18 protein-coding genes are annotated in these 20030 nt (G+C 44.6%); 2 read left to right on the top strand and 16 right to left on the bottom strand.

Annotation, left to right across the window (positions count from 1 at the left end; translation table 11 throughout):
• Positions 1-39: 39 nt before the first annotated feature.
• The 5 genes from G7035_RS18595 to G7035_RS18575 form a co-directional block, all read right to left on the bottom strand.
• Positions 40-1434 carry a dihydrolipoamide acetyltransferase family protein gene (locus G7035_RS18595; protein WP_019687891.1) on the bottom strand — a complete coding sequence of 465 codons (1395 nt, stop codon included), beginning with the start codon at positions 1432-1434 and terminating at the stop codon, positions 40-42.
• An 89-nt stretch (positions 1435-1523) separates the two neighbouring features.
• The gene (locus G7035_RS18590; RefSeq protein ID WP_016822271.1) at positions 1524-2510 is read right to left on the bottom strand and encodes an alpha-ketoacid dehydrogenase subunit beta; all 987 of its coding nucleotides are present in this window, start codon (positions 2508-2510) and stop codon (positions 1524-1526) included.
• A gap of 2 nt (positions 2511-2512) precedes the next feature.
• On the bottom strand, positions 2513-3541 hold the full coding sequence (locus G7035_RS18585; protein WP_019687892.1) for a thiamine pyrophosphate-dependent dehydrogenase E1 component subunit alpha: 1029 nt from the start codon (positions 3539-3541) through the stop codon (positions 2513-2515).
• 140 nt (positions 3542-3681) lie between these two features.
• Positions 3682-5103 carry a dihydrolipoyl dehydrogenase gene (gene lpdA / locus G7035_RS18580; RefSeq protein ID WP_019687893.1) on the bottom strand — a complete coding sequence of 474 codons (1422 nt, stop codon included), beginning with the start codon at positions 5101-5103 and terminating at the stop codon, positions 3682-3684.
• Between the two features lie 121 nt (positions 5104-5224).
• Entirely contained in the window at positions 5225-5458 is a 234-nt protein-coding gene (locus G7035_RS18575; RefSeq protein WP_017427510.1) for a hypothetical protein, read from the bottom strand.
• 207 nt (positions 5459-5665) lie between these two features.
• On the opposite strand from G7035_RS18575, the gene G7035_RS18570 reads away from it, so the two are divergent.
• On the top strand, positions 5666-6262 hold the full coding sequence (locus G7035_RS18570; protein WP_026065459.1) for a thymidine kinase: 597 nt from the start codon (positions 5666-5668) through the stop codon (positions 6260-6262).
• A 169-nt stretch (positions 6263-6431) separates the two neighbouring features.
• Positions 6432-7208: a sporulation protein gene (locus tag G7035_RS18565; protein ID WP_029515117.1), complete on the top strand. Its 777-nt coding sequence runs from the start codon at positions 6432-6434 to the stop codon at positions 7206-7208.
• 121 nt (positions 7209-7329) lie between these two features.
• On the opposite strand, the gene G7035_RS18560 is transcribed toward G7035_RS18565, so the two are convergent.
• From G7035_RS18560 to dxs, 11 genes are all read right to left on the bottom strand, one after another.
• Complete coding sequence (locus G7035_RS18560) at positions 7330-7734, bottom strand: hypothetical protein (RefSeq protein WP_019687896.1); 405 nt, start codon at positions 7732-7734, stop codon at positions 7330-7332.
• Between the two features lie 359 nt (positions 7735-8093).
• Positions 8094-8597 (bottom strand): hypothetical protein, encoded by a 504-nt coding sequence (locus tag G7035_RS18555; protein WP_019687897.1) that lies wholly within the window; start codon positions 8595-8597, stop codon positions 8094-8096.
• 169 nt (positions 8598-8766) lie between these two features.
• The gene (locus G7035_RS18550; protein WP_019687898.1) at positions 8767-10467 is read right to left on the bottom strand and encodes a methyl-accepting chemotaxis protein; all 1701 of its coding nucleotides are present in this window, start codon (positions 10465-10467) and stop codon (positions 8767-8769) included.
• Positions 10468-10713: 246 nt separating this feature from the next.
• Positions 10714-11463: a class I SAM-dependent methyltransferase gene (locus G7035_RS18545; protein ID WP_019687899.1), complete on the bottom strand. Its 750-nt coding sequence runs from the start codon at positions 11461-11463 to the stop codon at positions 10714-10716.
• A 458-nt stretch (positions 11464-11921) separates the two neighbouring features.
• Complete coding sequence (gene spo0A, locus G7035_RS18540; RefSeq protein ID WP_013371763.1) at positions 11922-12725, bottom strand: sporulation transcription factor Spo0A; 804 nt, start codon at positions 12723-12725, stop codon at positions 11922-11924.
• 216 nt (positions 12726-12941) lie between these two features.
• Positions 12942-14102 carry a SpoIVB peptidase gene (gene spoIVB, locus G7035_RS18535; protein WP_019687900.1) on the bottom strand — a complete coding sequence of 387 codons (1161 nt, stop codon included), beginning with the start codon at positions 14100-14102 and terminating at the stop codon, positions 12942-12944.
• Positions 14103-14225: 123 nt separating this feature from the next.
• Positions 14226-15944, bottom strand: coding sequence for a DNA repair protein RecN (recN, locus tag G7035_RS18530; RefSeq protein WP_019687901.1), 1719 nt, complete (start codon positions 15942-15944; stop codon positions 14226-14228).
• Positions 15945-16002: 58 nt separating this feature from the next.
• The gene (ahrC, locus tag G7035_RS18525) at positions 16003-16452 is read right to left on the bottom strand and encodes a transcriptional regulator AhrC/ArgR (RefSeq protein ID WP_013371768.1); all 450 of its coding nucleotides are present in this window, start codon (positions 16450-16452) and stop codon (positions 16003-16005) included.
• Positions 16453-16468: 16 nt separating this feature from the next.
• Complete coding sequence (locus G7035_RS18520) at positions 16469-16945, bottom strand: hypothetical protein (protein WP_016822282.1); 477 nt, start codon at positions 16943-16945, stop codon at positions 16469-16471.
• Between the two features lie 154 nt (positions 16946-17099).
• Complete coding sequence (locus tag G7035_RS18515; protein WP_019687902.1) at positions 17100-17951, bottom strand: TlyA family RNA methyltransferase; 852 nt, start codon at positions 17949-17951, stop codon at positions 17100-17102.
• A 75-nt stretch (positions 17952-18026) separates the two neighbouring features.
• Positions 18027-19925, bottom strand: coding sequence for a 1-deoxy-D-xylulose-5-phosphate synthase (gene dxs / locus G7035_RS18510; protein WP_016822284.1), 1899 nt, complete (start codon positions 19923-19925; stop codon positions 18027-18029).
• Positions 19926-20030 lie beyond the last annotated feature (105 nt).

Raw genomic sequence — 20030 nt, 5'->3', positions numbered from 1 at the left:
TCACTTCCTCTCCGTCCATTTACCTAACTGTTCGGATGATTAGTACAGCTTCGTATCCAAGGTGTAGCCTTCTAGATTTTCTTTAACCCGTTGCAGGAATCGTCCGCAAATCACTCCGTCTAAAATACGATGATCCAGCGACAGACACAGATTAGCCATCGAGCGCACCGCAATCATATCATCAATAACCACTGGTCTTTTGACAATGGATTCAAAGGTAAGAATTGCAGCCTGCGGATAGTTAATCACCGGATAAGATAAAATGGAACCAAAGGAACCGGTGTTGTTGACGGTGAATGTTCCGCCTTGCATGTCGTCCAGTTTGAGTGTACCTTCGCGGGTTTTACGTGCCAAATCGTCAATCTCACGAGCTAAACCAGCAATATTTTTTTGGTCGGCTTTTTTAATAACAGGAGTAAGAACGGAGTCCTCCGTGCCTACGGCCAACGAAATATTGATGTCTCTTTTGATGATAATTTTATCGACTGCCCACACCGAATTCATGATCGGATATTCTTTGATTGCATTCACGACTGCTTTCATGAGAAAAGCCAGATACGTAATATTGATGCCTTCTTTTTGCTTGAACTCGTTTTTGATCTTGTTGCGGAGCATCACCAGGTTGGTCACATCCACTTCAATCGTCGTCCAGGCATGAGGAATTTCCGAAACACTTTGCCGCATATTGCGGGCAATTGCACTACGAATAGGTGTAACATCAATAAAATACTCGGACCTGTTATTGTTGCCACCCTCAACTTCGATCATAGGAACTTTTGGCGCCTCTGTTAAATGAATACCGCTGTTGCGCACGGGAATCGCAGGGTCCATATTTTGAACTGGAGCACTATGCTGAACAGCAGACTGCTGTAGTCCTGTAAAAGGAGATCCTTGTCCTTCCGTGGTCCCACTCGTCTGACCAGTCACTCCAGTTGGAGCTGAGCCGCCCTGCTGCACAAAATTCAGCACGTCTTTGCGAGTAATTCTTCCCCCCATGCCTGTTCCTGGCACTCTGCTTAAGTCCACATTGTACTCAGCAGCCAGTGTTTGGACCGCTGGAGAAAAACGTCCGCGCATGGACTGATCCGATCCAGCACTCTGCTGGGATTGTGCTTGTACGTTGCCTTGAGATGCTGATGCCGCTGGTGCCGCTCCTCCTGTTGATGCTGTAGGTGCAGCCGACTTCGTCTGGATACGGCAAATCAACTCGCCTACCGCTACCGTCTGACCTTCCTCCGCCAACAGGTCACCCATAATGCCATCCAATGTGGATGGGATTTCAGCGTTCACTTTATCTGTAATGACCTCGCAAATTGGCTCAAATTGCTCTACTGTGTCACCAGGTTGTTTGAGCCATTTGGCAATTGTTGCCGATACGAGCGATTCAGCCAATTGCGGCATGGTCACGTCGTTCCATTGTGTTTGGTCTGACATTTTTTTCAACTCCTTAACATCATAGAAGGGCGCGTTTTATCGCTGCCCCACTACTCTTTTGGAATACTTTCGCCCGAATCTGCTCTATATTAATACATGGCGAGACGGCGCATGGCTTCCTTCACTTTATCCTTGTTTAACATATAAAACTTCTCCATTGGTGGACTGATCGGCATGGCTGGCACATCAGGAGCGCACAGACGCTCAATCGGTGCATCCAGTTCGAACAGACACTCTTCATTAATAATAGCTGATACCTCGGCACCGATACCGCCCGTTTTGTTGTCCTCATGAACGATTAAGACCTTACCTGTATGTCGTGCAGCCTCGATAATGGCTTCGCGATCCAATGGCTGGAGTGTGCGCAAATCCACAACATGTGCGGTAATGCCCTCTTCCTTCTCCAATTCCTCAGCTGCCTGCATAACAAAATGCAATGGCTGGCTATAACCGATGACCGTAATATCGTCACCCTCGCGCAGTAGATTAGCCTTGCCGATTGGAACGATATAATCATCCTCAGGCACTTCACCCTTAATCAGCTTGTAGGATTTTTTATTTTCAAAAAACAGCACTGGGTCAGGGTCACGAATGGCTGCTTTCAGCAATCCTTTGGCGTCATAAGGTGTAAATGGAGCAACAATTTTTAGACCCGGTGTACCAAAAAAAATAGATTCCGGACACTGAGAGTGATACAAACCACCAAAAATACCGCCACCGATAGGTGCGCGGATCACCACAGGGCAATTCCAATCGTTGTTGGAGCGGTAGCGGATTTTAGCCGCTTCACTAATAATCTGATTCGTCGCTGGCAGCATGAAGTCCGAATATTGCATTTCAGCAATCGGCTTCATTCCGTACATTGCCGCACCAATTGCAACCCCTGCAATCGCCGACTCTGCCAATGGTGTATCCATGACACGTTGCTCACCGAATTGGTCCATGAGCCCCTTAGTCGTTGTAAAAACACCGCCTTTTACACCGACGTCCTCACCTAATACAAAAACCGTTTCATCCTGCTCCATTTCTTCCTTCATAGCAAGACGTATCGCATCAATATATTCCATCATCGCCATAATTACCGACCCTCCCCATGGCTATCAGCATACACATGCAGTAGCGTATCTTCGGGCTTAGGAAAAGGCGCATTATCTGCATATTCAATGGCTTCCTTGACTTCGAGCAGCAGTTCGGCCGACAGATCTGCATCTTTGGCCTCATCCCAAATGCCGCATTCGATCAAGTAACTCTTCATGCGGGCTACGCCGTCCTTGGCCCAGTTCTCATCTACTTCCTCCTTGGTCCGGTAAGCCAGATCATTATCCGAAGTGGAGTGAGGGGACAGACGGTACATCATGGCTTCGATTAGCGTAGGACCTTCACCGCGGACAGCACGTTCACGTGCTTCCTTCACCGCGGCATATACGGCTAGCGCATCATTACCATCGACACGAATACCAGGGAATCCGTAACCCAATGCTCGGTCACTTACCTTGCCTGCCAACTGCTTATGAATCGGAACCGATATCGCATATTGATTGTTCTCGCACATAATGATGACTGGCAGCTTCTGTACACCCGCAAAGTTACAGCCTTCGTGAAAATCCCCCTGATTGCTGGAGCCTTCCCCAAACGTAACAAACGATACAAAATCCTTTTTCTGCATCTTGGCGGCCAGCGCTACACCGACTGCATGTGGAACCTGTGTGGTCACTGGGCTGGAGCCTGTCACAATACGTAGTCGTTTACTACCAAAATGCCCCGGCATCTGGCGACCGCCGCTATTAGGGTCATCTGCCTTGGCAAATGCCGACAACATCAATTCGCGCGGTGTCATGCCGACTGCAAGCACGAATCCGTAATCCCGGTAATAGGGAAGGAAATAGTCCTTTTCCCGATCTAAAGCGAAAGCTGCACCTACTTGTGCCGCCTCCTGCCCAATACCGGAAACGTGGAAGTTAATTTTTCCTGCCCGTTGCAGGAGCATGTTGCGCTCGTCAAATCTTCTTGCGAGCAACATATATCTGTACATATCAATTACTTGTCCGTGAGTAAGTCCCAGCTGTTCATGTCTGAAGCCAGCGTCTACAGCGCCTTTAGAACTCATTGAGGCACCTCCTTAAATGTCAAACATCCTACTTTCAGCACCTAGTACCATCTTGTCTTAAAACCTGGTACTAAACTCTGACTAACCCCATTATAATCCTTTTCGCCCCAAAAAGAAAAGTACCGATTTATTTGAAACGTTTATATGCCTATCGCTTGTCCATCAACGGCCAGCATCGCTTCTCCCAAAATCTCCGACAACGTTGGATGCGGATGAATAAGCTGTCCGACTTCCCACGGCGTAGCATCCAGCAATTGCGCAAGAGCGGCCTCGCTGATCAGATCCGTTACATGCGTACCGATCATATGTACACCGAGAATATCATTAGTTGTCTGGTCCGCCACCACTTTAACGAAGCCGTCCCGACTACCGTATACTAGCGATTTCCCGATCGCTTGGAAAGGGAACTTCCCTGTTTTCACCTGGTGTCCACGTTCACGGGCTTCTTGCTCCGTCAAGCCGACGCTTGCGGCTTCAGGACGTGTGTAAATACACCGCGGAATCATATAGTTGGGTACGCTGTGAAACTCTTCGCCCGCCAAATGATGAACTGCCTGCAACCCTTCATGACTTGCTGCATGGGCCAGTTGTAAGCCGCCGATGCAATCCCCGATGGCGTAGATATGTGGCTCATTTGTCTGCAAATGCTCATTAACCGAGATAAAGCCACGCTCCACGCGGATATCTGTATTTTCCAGCCCGATATTTTCCACATTCGCCTGACGACCTACAGAAATGAGCAGTTTGGAAGCACTGAGAGTTTCGGTTTCTTCTCCTTTTTGCACGTCAATCTGTACGCCTTCCTCATCCTTGCCATAGGTTTCGGCCAACACTTGTGCCCCCGTCAGCACCTTGACACCACGCTTGGTTAACAAGCGCTGCATTTCACGCGAAACGTCCGCGTCCTCCGTAGGAATAAGTCGATTTGCGGCCTCAACCACTGTAACCTCCACGCCAAAATCATTCAGCATGGAAGCCCATTCCACGCCAATGACACCACCACCTACGATAATCAGAGATGCTGGCAGCTTCTCCATAGTCAATGCTTCGTCACTGCTCAGAATAAATTCGCCATCTGGCTCCAATCCAGGCAGCACACGCGGACGTGATCCTGTTGCAATAATGAGATGTGCAGGAACAATCGTCTCCATCTCACCATCTTCTAGCTCCACAGCCACTGCTCCGCTTTTAGGAGAAAATATAGACGGTCCAATCACGCGTCCCTTACCGCTCAGCACCGTAATTTTATTTTTACGCATCAAAAATTGAACGCCCTGGTGTAGCTGCTCCACAACGGCTTCCTTACGTTCCTGAACCTTGGGAAATACAAGCTGTGCTCCCGATGTCTCGATACCATATTGCGCACTTTCTTTAATCGTTGCATATACTTCCGCACTGCGCAGCAAAGCCTTGCTCGGAATACAACCACGGTGCAGACAGGTTCCGCCGAGCTTGTCCTTTTCGATGATCACCACTTCCTTGCCGAGCTGGGCTGCGCGAATTGCTGCTACATACCCTCCGGTTCCTCCACCCAAAATAGCGACATCACAATGTATAGTCATGTTTCTCCTCCATTAACATTGATTATATATAGCTTATTGTACTCTCTTTATTTCACTGTACAAAATATAGCGTTTAGGCATAGGCTGCAAATCATCTACCTAATCTAGATATCTCTCCATATCATTCATACAGCGCATCTCGTAATTTGGTAGACATTCTTGGACTTTGTGCTGATTTGGCTCGTAACGCCTTGCGGAACGATTCATTTTGCTTGTTCAGAAGATCTAGCTCTGTCTCCAGCTCAATGATTAGCTCCAGAGCTTGCGGGCTAATCAGTCCTTGTTCCAGTAATGCTCTTCTTTTGGCACTATAATCCGTGTTTTTTTCGTCCATGCCTTCCACTCTTCCCTTCATTCCACTACACTTCACCATATCATGCCCGCGGCGGCAGAGCAATGACGGCCACATTTACGTTTTAAGAATAGACATACAAAAACATGTCGAAAAACAATATATTTTCTCTAGTCTGTATGTGGCTCGTTATGGTAATCTATAATGGCGTTTTCTTTCGGAGATGAAGATTTACAGCGTAATGTACATGTTAAGAGAGGGGAATTCGCTTTGCCTACAGGACGAATTACGATAATTACAGGCCCCATGTTCAGTGAAAAATCCGGCGAATTAATTCGCCGTTGTCAGAAACTAATCCAATACGGGCATCGCAAGGTGGTCGCTTACAAACCAGCTGAAGATAACCGTTATGCCGAGGACGAAATTGTAAGCCGGATCGGATATCGGCTGCCCGCTATCTCTATTCCAAGAAAACTTACGGATGAGCTCGTTCAGCATATTTTGCAAGAAACGAAAGATGCCGATGTGGTTGCCTTTGACGAAGTCCAGTTTTTTAGTCGACATATTATGTCGCTCATACAAGAGTTAGCTTATTGTGGAAAGCATGTCATTGCCGATGGGCTGAATCTGGATTACCGAGGCAAGGAGTTTGGCTATGTCGGTGGTCTGCTCGCTATGGCGGATGACATCGAAAAGCTGACTTCCTTCTGCGCTGTATGCGGCAGTTCGGAAGCAGTATTTACACAGCGTATGGTCAATGGAAAACCTTCCACTGTAGGACCTATCGTGATGATCGGTGACTCTGAGGCTTATGAGCCTCGTTGTCGTAAATGTTTTATACCTCCCCATAAAGTGAACTGCGATTAGTAAGCTACATGGGTCAGCAAATTCCATGCGCCTACTTGTTTTCCATTACTTTTTCCTTGCATTTTTTTGGAACGGTTTAAGCTTTTTCCCCGTATATCCGGTTAAGCTGTACAGGTTTTTAGTTTTCGTGTGTTTACCATAACCATAAGATTATCGGGGGGACGGAATGATGAGTTTCTTTAACAAGATATTAGCAAGTGCAGGAATCGGTTCAGCCAAAGTCGATACGTTAGTGGATCAAACTGTATATGTGCCTGGAGAAGAAATTAGCGGCATCATACGTATCAAGGGCGGTAAAATTGATCAGGAAATCGGCAAAATTGATATTGAGCTCAAGACTGAATATATCGTAGAGCACGATGATAAAAAAACCGTCACCACCTGCTGCATTGCGCGGATCAAGGTATCTGATGGCTTTCATCTAAAGCAAGGACAGGAGCTTGAAATCCCCTTTTCCTTCAGATTGCCTTTGGAAACCCCTGTTACTCATGCCAAACAGCCTGTCTGGCTGGAAACAGCATTGGATATTGGCATGGCTTTGGACCCGACCGATCGTGATTCACTTAAAATCGAGCCGCATCCTTATATGAGTACGGTGTTTGAGGCGGTTCACCTGTTAGGCTTCCGATTCCGTTCCTCCACCTGCGAACGTCACCCCAAGCTTGGACGCGGTGTTCCATTTGTGCAGGAGTTTGAGTTTACGCCTGGCTCGGAGTATGCACGGGATATCGAGGAGCTAGAGCTGATTATGCAGTTGGAACCCGAGGGAGTACATGTGCTTGTAGAAGTAGACCGTAGAGGCAGAGGCTTGTCCGGTTGGCTTGAGACTGCCTTTGATATGGATGAGCGTCATGCCTGGTTGAGCTTAAGCAGGGAAGAACTATCCTATGGACCAGATCATATAGCTGATTCGCTAGAGGAATTGATTGACAGGCAACTTCGCTAACAATGTAGTAAATATAGCAAAATACTAACAAAAAACTCCTAACCAATTTATTTACATATGGTTGGGAGTTTTTATGAATTATAAGAATTCTTTAATGATGGTCCTCAATAGTTTGTATAGACTAAAGTGGCAGCATATCCTGTCTTTCCGCCTTATGCTTACACTCTTTACATACTCCATATAGCGAACCATTATCATCAGCATAAAAGGTTAATTTTTCTTCTTTTTTACAAAAGGAGCATTTTTGCTTGCCTGTGCTCTGGATTGAGCCAGACAGTCCAAACCCAGCTTGAGTCTTAATATCTGCCACTTTTGTATTTGTGCGTGTTTCAGAAGACATTTTAGACTTCATTTCATTTGCGGTGCGGGATTGTCGGGCAGGCTTACGAGGACGAAATTCAATGACATTATTGCCCCGATGTTCATTCGCTTGTTTATTGCTGCTACGTCCACGCCATGCCATAACAATCCAACCCAACGCCACTAACAACACGCCGACGATCACCCAAGTCAGACTATTCCACATGCTCTCATCCCCGCCTTTGCTTTAGAATCTTTTGCATCCATACCACTAGCCCGTTCAATACGATGACTTAGCCTATAACATATGATTGTATATATCCGTGTATACAGCCTCTATGTTGGTCATTCGATTGCTACCCATGTAAAAATCTACCCTCCAGTGAAACATCCGACTCGCCTCTTAACGAGACATTGATCATGTTAGGTAAAACATGTTATGCAGAGGAGTAGTTTGAGCCTTTTTACAAATTGTACATCATCCTTTTGAAAAACGATAATATCCACTCTATGGACATCGTGCTCCTTATCATAATGCTTATCTACTTCCCGATGATGAGCACAAAAATGTCTCAGATGGCTAAATTACTCCCCTTGATAATAAAAATCAATGAATCTTTTCGTCAACGGATTAAATTTATCAAAACGTTTGCGATGTGGTAAAAAGCCTGACTTATGTACTTGTTCTGCAAGTGTTTCTACATGTTCAAATCGCTTGAAAAAGGGTAGCGCGAAAGTGTAGATATCTTCAGTAATCTCTTGGATCACTCGTTCTCTTTCTGCTTCTGTGGACACAAGATAATCCCTGTTGCCTGTATATTTCTTGGTTAAAGCGATCAACTCACTGTGAAAACAAGCCCCTGTACTATACTTCTTTTTTATACTTTTAGATTCCACGTTAATGTAAACTTTTAATGCACTATATTTGGTCGCGCCAAAACAAATTTCAAATATAAATTCCTTGTTTTCTTTTTTCAAAACTTTTCTGCTTTTCAAATATTTAAAATCATTCAAAAATGGTACAGCTATGATTTGGTCTATCGCTAACTGACGCAGGTCACTTGCTTTATGTTCAGTCTTATTGTCCATGATATCACTCCAACTCAAAGAATTTCCCACCATTATATCATATCTTTCCAATTACAGACCCCGCATATCTCCACGGTAAAATCGCAATATATTAATTAAAAATGAATAGGAAAAAAGCCCCTCACAATAGAGCGGCTTTTTCCCCTGAAATATAGAAACGGTATACGATTTATACCTTGAATTTACCAATTTGTCCTTGTAGGTCTTCTGCCATTTTGGACAGATTTCTTGCAGAGGAAGCAATTTCCTCCATCGATGCCAGTTGTTCTTGAGTCGCGGCAGATACGTGCTGTGTCCCGGCTGCAGCCTCTTCAGCAATCGCTGAAATTTGTTTAACAAAGCCAACAATCTCATCGGTACTTGCAGACATTTGCTCCGATCCAGCAGAGACCTCTTCAATTTCACTGGCCACTTTATTAACAGTTTCCTGAATAAGCTCAAAGGATGCACCTGCATTTTGCACGACTTCCCGACCTGTCATGACATCTCGCCCATTGGATGCTACCGCCTCAATAGCATGCGAGGTGTCCTTCTGTATCAATCCCACCAGCTCCGTAATTTGTTGAGCAGAATGAGCCGATTGTTCAGCCAGCTTACGCACTTCACCTGCAACTACAGCAAAGCCGCTACCGTGGTCTCCTGCGCGGGCTGCTTCAATGGCAGCGTTCAGGGCAAGAAGATTGGTCTGACTTGAAATATTGGTGATGACATCAATAATCTTCCCAATTTCATCTGAACGCTCTCCCAATCCAGCCATAAGATCAGCCAAGCTATTCATAGAGTCATTCACACTATTCATCTGGACAACAGCCTGCTGGATCAACTGATTGCCTTCAGCTGATTTGTGAGCTGCATCCTGAGCTGATGCAAAAACATTTTGCGCACGGATTGCAATTTGTTCCACACCAATGGACATTTCCTCAATAGCCTGGGATGACTTGGTCACCATATCTACTTGATCGCCCGTCCCTGTAGCTACTTCTTGCACTGTTTCGGTGATTTGTGCAGTTGCTTGGCTATTTTGCTCTGCGCTGGCCGTCAATTCTTCCGAGGAAGTGGTAACCAACTCAGTCGTATTACTTACAGACTGAATCAGTTGACGAAGGTTTTCAACCATCGTATTAAAGGAATGCGTCAGCGTGCTAATCTCATCCTTGCCCTTTACGACAATAGCTTCCCCAGTAAGGTCACCGGACGCAATGCTTTCAGCAGCACGACTGATGCGCAAAATAGGCTTAGAAATAATTTGGGCTATAATGATCGCCATGATCAATGCTAGGATAACGGCTGCAATGCTCAAAACAATTACTAATTGTCTACCTAAAATAAAGTTATCAACAGCTTCTTTTGTAGTCAGTTTTGATCCATCTGCATTCAACTTAATAAGCTGAGCGATCATATCGTTTGAACTATACCATAACTTATAGGATTCCTGGTGAAGGATGCTTGACTGAGTGTAATCATTAGCTCTCCCGGCTGCAATCACTTCTGGCAACTTATCCAAATACTCTGTATACGTTTTGGAGAATTTTTCATACATTTCACGTTCCTTAGGGGTAGCAATTAATTTTTCGTAAGTTTTTCGGCCTTCTTCAACTTTTTTCAAAACCTTATCATATTCGGCCTGAACCTTCTCCATTTCCTCCGGGTCACGTTCTACAATAATATTTAATGAAAGCCGCTCTACATCAGATACATCACCATTTAGTGTTCCGAGGATGGTCACACTTGGCATCCAATGGCTATCAATTTCCATTGAAGTATCGCCTAATTTTTTCATTCTCGAGATCGATACTGTACTAATCACAACCAACAGGATTATTACCGCAAGGAAACCCAATAACAATTTTGTTCGAATGTTAAATTTCATATATTCGCTCCTTAGTTCTCTATATAATAGATATTATATCGACAAGAATCGACACATTGTTTATATCAAAATTAAAGAGAATTTCAGAACTGTTTACAAAAGGAAAATTTTTCTTCGTGATTGTTATATAACTGATTGAGGCATATAATAAGCCGCGTGAGAGTATCATTTTTCAACCATCTAATTCATCTGTTGAAGCATTGCAAGCAAAAAAGAGATACCCCAAAGCGGGTATCCCTTTATGTTTTACTTCCTAGCCACAATCATAAATCGCTCTGCATTTGTCCTAATTCCTTTTGGAGTTTGGTTGTCCAGAATGAATTGTTGGAGTATTTCAAAATCATTTTGTTTTTGTCCAAAGTCAGGAATAATGGGAGTGTGTTTTAAAATGAAAACTAAGTCTGCAGGAGTCTGATAATATTCGGTTGCATTAAATTCGAATGACTGGATGTCGTTAAAGCCCGCTTCATTTAGTTCTGTAATACATTGAGTTTTCAACGAATCTTTCTTATTACCCAATGCCTGCCCTCTTCCAAACGCTTCTTTAATGTTTAATTTGTCATTTTCGCTTACTTGCTGTGTTAAAAATATACCACCCTTAACTAACACCTTAACTATTTCTTTTGCACAGAAGCACGAATGTCGAGAAGAGACTACATTAAAGAATTCCCTGGGAAAATTCAGATTTTCAGCATCCATCTGTAGAAAACGAACATTCGCTATATCAGATTTGATAGAGTTCTTTGTTGCCGTTTCAATCATTCCAGTAGATTGGTCAATCCCGACTAAAAGTAATGCAGAATTCGCCATTGCTAAAATAGCTTCCCCACCACCCGTGCCGATATCAAGCAATATGTCCGACTTCTCACACGTCTTTGATACTTCATTGTAGAAGTCCCATTTTACTCCTTCAGAGATATATTTCACATTACTGAAATCCCATCCGTTGGTTTTTCCAACCTTATCATAAAACTCTTTATATTCAATTGATTTCATTTTTATCCACCTTCAAATAAGATAATAAACTACAGAATGGCAAACCGAATTTATTCAAAATTTTAGTTTTGTAGTCAACAGGGTAGACTCCCCCTTAACAGCTGGCACGCGTTTTTTTCCAGCCCGGAAACTAAATACTTCGAACAATATGGAAAGACATCCGATTCACCTCATTTGAAAGTTTGCTTTAATTATATTTCTAATCGGGCATACCAATCAAGAATGATTAGTCGCTAAACTTCTTTGCCCCCTTCTCCTATATGGAGTAGCGTATATCCACTAGAATTAAAGCCCTGCTTAGTGTTAGAGACTTAGTTTAAGGGTAGCATACAGCAGTACAGGTAGAGGCAAATAGATTGTTAGGTTAAAATTCAAAATTGTTCGTAAAAAAATACCGCTTATTTATCGGTCTGGATGAACCAATAAACAAGCGGTATCCATTAATCATCCTGATCCTTTCAGGACACCTTATTCTCAATCCGCAATTTGTCTGCGACCATCGCTATAAATTCTGAGTTCGTTGGTTTGGACTTGCTGATATTAATAGTGTAGCCGAACAGGTGAGAGATGCTGTCGATATTTCCACGGGTCCATGCTACCTCAATAGCATGACGAATGGCGCGTTCTACGCGGGATGCCGTCGTTTTGAACTTTTCGGCAATTGCCGGATATAGGGTTTTGGTGATGGCTCCCAAAATTTCGATATTATTGTACACCATCGTAATGGCTTCGCGTAGATATTGATAACCCTTGATGTGAGCTGGTACACCAATCTCATGGATGATAGCCGTGATGCTGGCATCCAGGTTTTTCGTCTTACCCATAGGCACAACGTTGGACCGCATAGATGAAACGGTTACCGGGCTGTTGCTGACTAATTGCGGTCCTACCAATTGGCGTATACGGTTAGCAAGCACTTCCATATCAAACGGCTTCAAAATATAATAAGATGCCCCGAGTTGAACGGCCCTTTGTGTAATATTTTCTTGACCGAATGCAGTCAGCATAATGATTTTCGGTTGTGGAGTCAGGTTCATTTCTCTCAAACGCTCCAATACACCGAGACCATCCAGATGAGGCATAATAATATCTAAAATAAGTACATCAGGTATGTTGCGGGATTCTGCGATGCGTTGGAGTACTTCTTCACCATTGAAGGCGATTCCTGTAACTTCCATATCCTCCTGATCGGAAATATATTCAGCAAGCAAATTCGTAAATTCCCGGTTGTCGTCAGCCAACAATACCTCAATTTTTTGCAATGTACTTCCTCCTTAGTGAGTGTTATTCCATTGGGACATCTGTTTGCATTAAATAAATATTTCTTGTCGGAGTATATGATTTCGACATCGAATTATGAATTCCTTCTGTCGAAAATTATTTTTATTTATTTTTTTTATAAATTCAATTATAATTGATTTTTTATCTTGCAAATCTGAGTTATTCTTCTCCTTTTCGACAAAAAAATCTTAAGGCCACTAGCTCGCCTTAAGATTAGAGGATGACTTCAAGCTCAGTTTATTATGCATGATTCCTGCGTCACGCAACATCCATTCGATAAAACATCCGTAACCTGATTTAGGATCATTAACAAATACATGCGTTACAGCTCCGATCAGCTTACCATTTTGGATAATCGGACTCCCACTCATTCCTTGCACGATTCCGCCGGTCTTATCTAATAGCTTTGGATCTACAACCCGAATCACAAGCCCTTTGGTTGCTGGTTTATCCTGCTGAGAAATGTGTACAATTTCTGCCTGAAAACGCTGAATTTGTTGACCTTCCAGTACAGTCAAAATTTCTGCTGGTCCTTCTTTTACTTCATTCGCAAGTCCCACCGGAATGGGCGTCGAATACAATCCATTTTGCGGCTCATCTGACATTTTCCCAAATATTCCAAAGTTCGTATTTCGTTCAATATTTCCTAAGATCCGATGATCCTTGAGAAAATGAGCACGTTTCTCTCCGGGTTCCCCACTCTGGCTTTTCGCAATTGACGTCACATTGGATTGAACAATCTCTCCGCTGCCCACGACAATGGGAGTTTGTGTATTCATATCGGTAATTACATGGCCCAAGGCCCCGTAAACCCCCTGATCCGGTGCATAAAATGTTAATGTACCTACGCCTGCAGCCGAGTCTCTAATATATAACCCGAGCCGCCACGCTTTATCCTCTTGATCATATGCTGGGGTTAACTTAGTGGAGATCGTCTGTTCGCCTCGACAAAGCGTGATGTCAAGCGGCTTTTTGTTTTTACCTGCCTCGTCCACGGCTTCCGCTACCCTGGCGAGACTATTGAGGGGTTTGCCGTTCATGTGTGTAATACGGTCCCCTAGGCGAATACCAGCTGTCTCACCAGGTGACACCTTACGATCATTGCTTTCCTGAATGATATGGTGACCAACGACAAGCACTCCTGAAGATTTTACTTTGACCCCGATCGTCTGACCCCCTGGGTATACTTTCAAATCGGGAACCACGCTTTCCTGGGTTGTTTTCATGCTTTTAGAGCCGAACAAATCCAAAGAAGCTTGTAGAGGCAGCGCTGCTTGCACATGCTGAGCGTTACCGAGAGAACACATAAGAAAAACAAGCAAAAGACCGAGCAATTTGATCCTGGAGTAAAAATTCAATGGCTGTCACGCTCCCTTTGCTTCTTTCGCTTGACGAGTAAAGGTGGTCGCCAATTGCGTACCTATAAGGTAACCTTGCCCCCAGGCTTTTATAACTGTTAATCATTACGCCAGCCGCTCTTTTCAGGCTTTCTTTCCTTCCGCCAAATTCAGCATTTCCTGTGCGTGATGCAATGTTTTTTCGGTAATTTCTACGCCGCCCAGCATCCGTGCCAATTCCTTGACCCGACCTTCCTCCGTTAGTCCCTCAATTTGAGTCATGGTTCGTCCATCATGAACGTTTTTTTCAATTAGGTACTGATGATCTGCCATACATGCCACCTGCGGCAAATGAGTAATGGAAAACACCTGACAAACGGAAGACAAACGATACAGCTTCTCGGCTATAGACTGAGCTGCACGACCACTTACCCCGGTATCCACCTCGTCAAAAATGAGCACCGGTATTTGATCATGACGCGCAAAAATACTTTTCATTGCCAACATAATACGTGATAACTCACCACCAGAAGCGATTTTACCGAGTGGGCGAAGTGGCTCACCTGGATTGGGCGAAATCAGAAATTCCGCATTATCTATCCCTTGCTTGGTAGGTCGTACCTTTAGACCCTTATATTCATATCCCCGTGGATCTTCAATTGGATCAATGCGTACCTTGAGTGACGTTCTTTCCATTTGAAGATCTTTTAATTCCTGCTCTACTTGCTCTGCAAGCTCTTCGGCACAAATTTCACGCGCTTCTGTAAGCTCTTCAGCAATCTCCAGCAAATCCGATAGCAACTCATCCCGCTTTGCAATGAGCTGCTCCAGCCGCTCATCTTTATTTTCCAACAGATCGGTTTCCTGCTCAATACGGCTATAGTATTCCAAAATCTGTTCTATACTATCACCATATTTTCGCTGTAGTCCGGTAATTTGATTCAAACGTTGCTCCACCTCATGCAGCTTGCCCGGATTAAATTCAATATCCTCACGATAAGAACGTAATTGAAACGCTGCATCCTCCAACTGATAGAAAGCAGACTGAATCTGCTCCGCAATGGGCTGAAGACTTTTACTATCATAGCTCTGAACATCATTTAATCTGGACAACACGTTATTGACCGTATCCAACCCGCCTCTGCCACTTAACAGCTCATATGCTCCTGATATTCCATCCATCATTTTCTCACTATGGGATAGCTTGACCCGTTCCTCTGCCAATAATTCATCTTCACCCAATTTTAATTCTGCCGCAGCGATCTCTTCCAATTGGAAACGATACATGTCCAATAGCTGATAAGCCTTTTGACTGGAGCTTTGCAATTCCCTTACTTCTTTTTCCGCTTTGACAAAAGCATTGTAGCGCTCCCTGTAAAGCGCTTTGACTGGACCGATGACTGAATCACCGAACGTATCCAGCAGCGCCAGATGTCGATCTGCACGCAGCAAGCTTTGATGCTCATGCTGCCCATGAATATTAACGAGTTGCTCACCTACCTCACGCAACATCGTTAAATTAACCATCTGACCGTTAATTCGAGATGAACTTTTCCCTTGAACCGTAAGTTCTCGACGAATCAGTAAATGCTCTTCTGGGTTAGCCTTAATCCCTTGTTCCTCCAACGTATTCCAAACGGGATGTTTGACCGGCAGTTCAAACAAGGCCTCCATTTCTGCTTTATCACAACCGTAACGCACTAGGTCAGCAGACCCCCTGCCACCCGCAATCAGCCCAAGTGCGTCAATAATAATGGATTTACCAGCACCAGTTTCCCCGCTCAATACATGAAATCCTTTATAAAAATGAACATCGACAGCCTCTACGACTGCCAAATTCCGTATAGACAAAGTGACCAGCATCGTTCTTTCACCTCTATGATGTACAAATTAAAACGCCTAATATGCGTAGCCTTTATAATTAGGAAATGTAGCCCATAAGACGATTCACGATAGTTTCGCTGTTTTCTTCCGATCGGCAAATAATCAAAATGGTGTCATCCCCGCTAATCGTACCCATGACTTCAGACCATTCAATATTATCTAATAAAGCAGCAATCGAGTTAGCTGTTCCTGGCAGGCACTTCATCACAATCAGATTGGTTGTGTAGTCAATATGCAAAAAGTTGTCAACCAATGTACGTTTCAGTTTCTGCGTCGGATTGTAACGCTGGTCTGAAGGCATCGAATATTTATATCTGCCGTCGTCCATTGGGACCTTTATGAGCAGCAGTTCTTTGATATCCCGGGATACAGTAGCCTGGGTGACCTGAAAACCAGCCTCACGCAATGCTTCAACTAGATCATCCTGCGTTTCAATCTCATGTTGTGAAATAATTTCCCTGATTTTAATATGTCGTTGACCCTTCATATAATCCTCCTATGGATTAACCTTCATATTCCTCTTCTTCGAGGTCTTCCACTAATGTAATAAGGCGAATACTTTTCTCGTCCGTATCAACGTACAATACCCCCGCACAGCCCGGATAGAGCAGCAAATAAGGCATAAGCCTGTCCCGTAAATCAGGACCGTTCCACTCCATAGGTTTCTTGCGGCGTGACGTTTTGACCATATATGTCGAACCGTTACGTACAGCTACGTAGTCAATAAACAAACGGCTATACACGGTATGTCCATTCACTTTAAAAGCAAGCGGTATTTTCATTTTCCCGCCCACCACCTCATATCCTGCTTCCTCCAGTTGGTCCACAGCAGGTCCTTCGTTCAAATCCTCATTAATCGGTATCGTTTTTAGCACAAGCGGTCCCGGCTCCTTTAACCAGGCACGCAGGCTATAAAAAGCCCATATCCCTAATATCACCCCGATCACAGTGATGATAACCGTATCGTATCGCGTGTCCATGAACCGATCACCTCATGGACATATTCTAGGACATGACGCAAAATTCCTTTTCATCTGTACATCCATTATAGGCGAACGTGAGTTCTACAAGCAATCCCTCACACCAAAAAGAGGTTCTCTTAAGTTCACAGAACTCATGGAGAACCCCTGAATGTCACTTACGCGATGGGCCATTATTAAAAGTCTGACCTGCTTCCTGAACAGTTCGTTCAATCAGTGGACTGTAATCCATCTTTTCCAGCTGCGATTCTGCGGCCGGGAGCCCATCCAAACGCCAATGCGCTAAAAATTCAATATTTCCTTCGCCGCCTGTAATCGGGGAAAAGGCCAAGCCTTGCAACGTAAGTCCAAGCTCATGTGCAAACATCAAGATGGTCTGCAACACTTCATTATGCGTAGCAGGTTCTCGAACCACGCCAGATTTCCCAACCTTTTCGCGACCAGCTTCGAATTGAGGCTTGATTAGAGCTACAATATCAGCAGGTTGATGCAGCAATGCAAGCAATGGCGGCAAAATAATTCGTAACGAGATAAAAGAAACATCAATACTTGCGAAATTAGGCACAGGACCGCTCAAATCCGCAGGTGTCATATATCTGAAATTCGTTTTCTCCATAACGCATACACGCTCATCATTACGAAGTGACCAATCCAGCTGATTATAGCCCACGTCAATGGCATACACGTACTGAGCTCCATGTTGAAGCGCACAATCCGTAAAGCCTCCGGTTGATGAACCGATATCTAGCATCGTCCTGCCCTTCATGTCCAGCTCGAATTGACGGATGGCCTTTTCGAGCTTCAACCCTCCACGGCTTACATACGGATGCACCGAACCTTTAACTTTAAGCTCACTGGAACGTGGTACCTTCATTCCCGCTTTCTCGATCCGTTCACTGCCCGCCAACACTAAACCTGCCATGATCGCGGCTTTAGCTTTTTCGCGGCTTTCAAAAAAACCTTGTTCTACAAGCAATACATCAATGCGTTCCTTCGGAACAGACATGTTAATCTCCCTTTAGGCAGCCAGGCTGCTCTTGTCATACTTTTTATAAAATCATGTTGTTTACTTTAAGTTATCCTATACAGATTGCCCCATGCCATATGCTGGCTCAGCGGACCACTTACGCAGCTTTAAGCACACAGCTTCAACGGTAAGTCCCACTTCAGCGCGTTGCTCTTTGATGGAGCCGTGCTCCACAAACAGATCGGGAATCCCCATTAAGCGCACCTGTGCATCTTGTATTTCTTCTTTGGCGTAAAATTCCAGTACAGCACTACCCAAACTTCCTGCTTCAGAAGCTTCTTCCAATACGATCAGCTTCGTATGCTGGCGGGCCAGCTCACGCAACATCTCCTCATCCAAAGGCTTGAGGAAGCGAGCATTCACAACGCCCACTTGCATACCCTCACGTTTCATCGCCTCCGCAGCCTCTGTCGCCACTTGGAGCATCGGTCCTGAAGCGATTACAGCGAAGCCCTCACCTTTACGCAGAAGCTCCCAACTGCCGATAGGAATAACCCGCAATTCTTTATCCAACGGCACGCCAACCACATTAACACGTGGGTAACGATAAGCAATTGGACCGTCTTCGTAGTCAAGTGCTGTTTTCATCATATGACGCAGCTCATTTTCATCCTTTGGCATCATAAGCACAAGATTCGGGATATGACGCAAGAATGCTACATCAAACACGCCATGATGAGTTTCACCGTCTGCACCAACAAAACCAGCACGATCAATCGCGAACATCACATTGGCATTATGACGACAAATATCGTGCACAATTTGGTCATATGCACGCTGCATAAAAGTGGAATACACCGCAAATACCGGCTTCATCCCTTCCATTGCTAACGCTGCACACATGGTTGCAGCATGCTGCTCAGCAATGCCGACGTCGATCATACGTGTAGGAAACTCTTTACTAAAAGGTACTAGTCCTGATCCACCAGGCATTGCAGGGGTGACCGCAATGATGCGCTCATCCTGTTCAGCCAGCTCAATCAGCGTTCTACCGAAAATTTCCGTATACATCGGATTGCCTACAGCTTTGAGTACCTGACCTGATTCAATTTTGTATGGACTGATGCCGTGCCACTTGTGTGAATCGGCCTCCGCAGGCTTATAGCCTTTACCCTTGGTGGTTACGACATGCACTAATACAGGGCCAGTCACGTTATCAGCCTGCTGAAAAGTCTCAATTAGCTTGGACAAATCATGTCCGTCCACCGGACCAAGATACGTAAATCCCAGCTCTTCAAACAGCACACCTGGTACCATCATATATTTAAGACTGTCCTTGACGCGGCCAGCCGATTTGGCAAGTTTACCGCCTATAGCGGGTATTTTTTTCAGCAAAACTTCCAGCTCATCCTTTGCCCGCAAATAGTGACGGTCCGAGCGAATTTTGCTCAAATAATTATGCATGGCCCCTACATTCGGGGCGATGGACATTTCATTATCATTCAGAATGACCATTAAATTTTTACGTTCATGACCAATATGGTTTAATGCTTCGAAGGCCATGCCCCCAGTCAACGCGCCGTCCCCGATCATTGCAATAACCTTATTGTCCTCGCCCTTCAAATCACGTGCCAAGGCCATCCCCATTGCAGCCGAAAGGGAAGTGCTGCTATGTCCAGCTTCCCAAACATCATGCTCGCTCTCGCTTCTTTTTACAAAACCACAAAGTCCATCACGCTGACGAAGTGTATCAAAACGATCCATTCGCCCTGTCAATATTTTGTGCACGTAGGCTTGGTGCCCAACGTCATAAATCATCTTGTCCTTTGGACTGTTATAGCAATAATGCAGGGCGATCGTGAGCTCAACCACTCCCAGATTCGATGCCAGATGCCCCCCAGTCACGGACAGCTTCTCAATCAAAAAGCTCCTGATTTCCTCGGCTAGAGAAGCCAACTCCTCAACCGACAGTGATTTCAGATCGCCTGGTTGCTTTATGTGTGGAAGCAGCACGCATATCTCCCCGCTTTCCTTCAAGTTTGTGTGTAAAGTTAACAAGTATTATATCACACTTTTGGACTGTGCTTAAACGCAGACAAGTCAAACCAGTTTTAACAC

Origin of the sequence: Paenibacillus polymyxa (assembly GCF_015710975.1) — a bacterium.
Classification (GTDB): Bacteria; Bacillota; Bacilli; order Paenibacillales; family Paenibacillaceae; genus Paenibacillus; species Paenibacillus polymyxa.
The sequence above is the reverse complement of the archived record's forward strand: the minus strand, read 5'-3'. Positions and strand labels throughout refer to the sequence as shown.

Excerpts from the sequence above, each read along its gene's own strand:
- G7035_RS18595 (WP_019687891.1), bottom strand. The coding sequence starts at position 1,434 with ATGTCAGACCAAACACAATGGAACGACGTGACCATGCCGCAATTGGCT.
- G7035_RS18590 (WP_016822271.1), bottom strand. The coding sequence starts at position 2,510 with ATGGCGATGATGGAATATATTGATGCGATACGTCTTGCTATGAAGGAA.
- G7035_RS18585 (WP_019687892.1), bottom strand. The coding sequence starts at position 3,541 with ATGAGTTCTAAAGGCGCTGTAGACGCTGGCTTCAGACATGAACAGCTG.
- lpdA (WP_019687893.1), bottom strand. The coding sequence starts at position 5,103 with ATGACTATACATTGTGATGTCGCTATTTTGGGTGGAGGAACCGGAGGG.
- G7035_RS18575 (WP_017427510.1), bottom strand. The coding sequence starts at position 5,458 with ATGAAGGGAAGAGTGGAAGGCATGGACGAAAAAAACACGGATTATAGT.
- G7035_RS18565 (WP_029515117.1), top strand. The coding sequence starts at position 6,432 with ATGAGTTTCTTTAACAAGATATTAGCAAGTGCAGGAATCGGTTCAGCC.
- G7035_RS18560 (WP_019687896.1), bottom strand. The coding sequence starts at position 7,734 with ATGTGGAATAGTCTGACTTGGGTGATCGTCGGCGTGTTGTTAGTGGCG.
- G7035_RS18555 (WP_019687897.1), bottom strand. The coding sequence starts at position 8,597 with ATGGACAATAAGACTGAACATAAAGCAAGTGACCTGCGTCAGTTAGCG.
- G7035_RS18550 (WP_019687898.1), bottom strand. The coding sequence starts at position 10,467 with ATGAAATTTAACATTCGAACAAAATTGTTATTGGGTTTCCTTGCGGTA.
- G7035_RS18545 (WP_019687899.1), bottom strand. The coding sequence starts at position 11,463 with ATGAAATCAATTGAATATAAAGAGTTTTATGATAAGGTTGGAAAAACC.
- recN (WP_019687901.1), bottom strand. The coding sequence starts at position 15,944 with ATGCTGGTCACTTTGTCTATACGGAATTTGGCAGTCGTAGAGGCTGTC.
- ahrC (WP_013371768.1), bottom strand. The coding sequence starts at position 16,452 with ATGAAGGGTCAACGACATATTAAAATCAGGGAAATTATTTCACAACAT.
- G7035_RS18520 (WP_016822282.1), bottom strand. The coding sequence starts at position 16,945 with ATGGACACGCGATACGATACGGTTATCATCACTGTGATCGGGGTGATA.
- G7035_RS18515 (WP_019687902.1), bottom strand. The coding sequence starts at position 17,951 with ATGTCTGTTCCGAAGGAACGCATTGATGTATTGCTTGTAGAACAAGGT.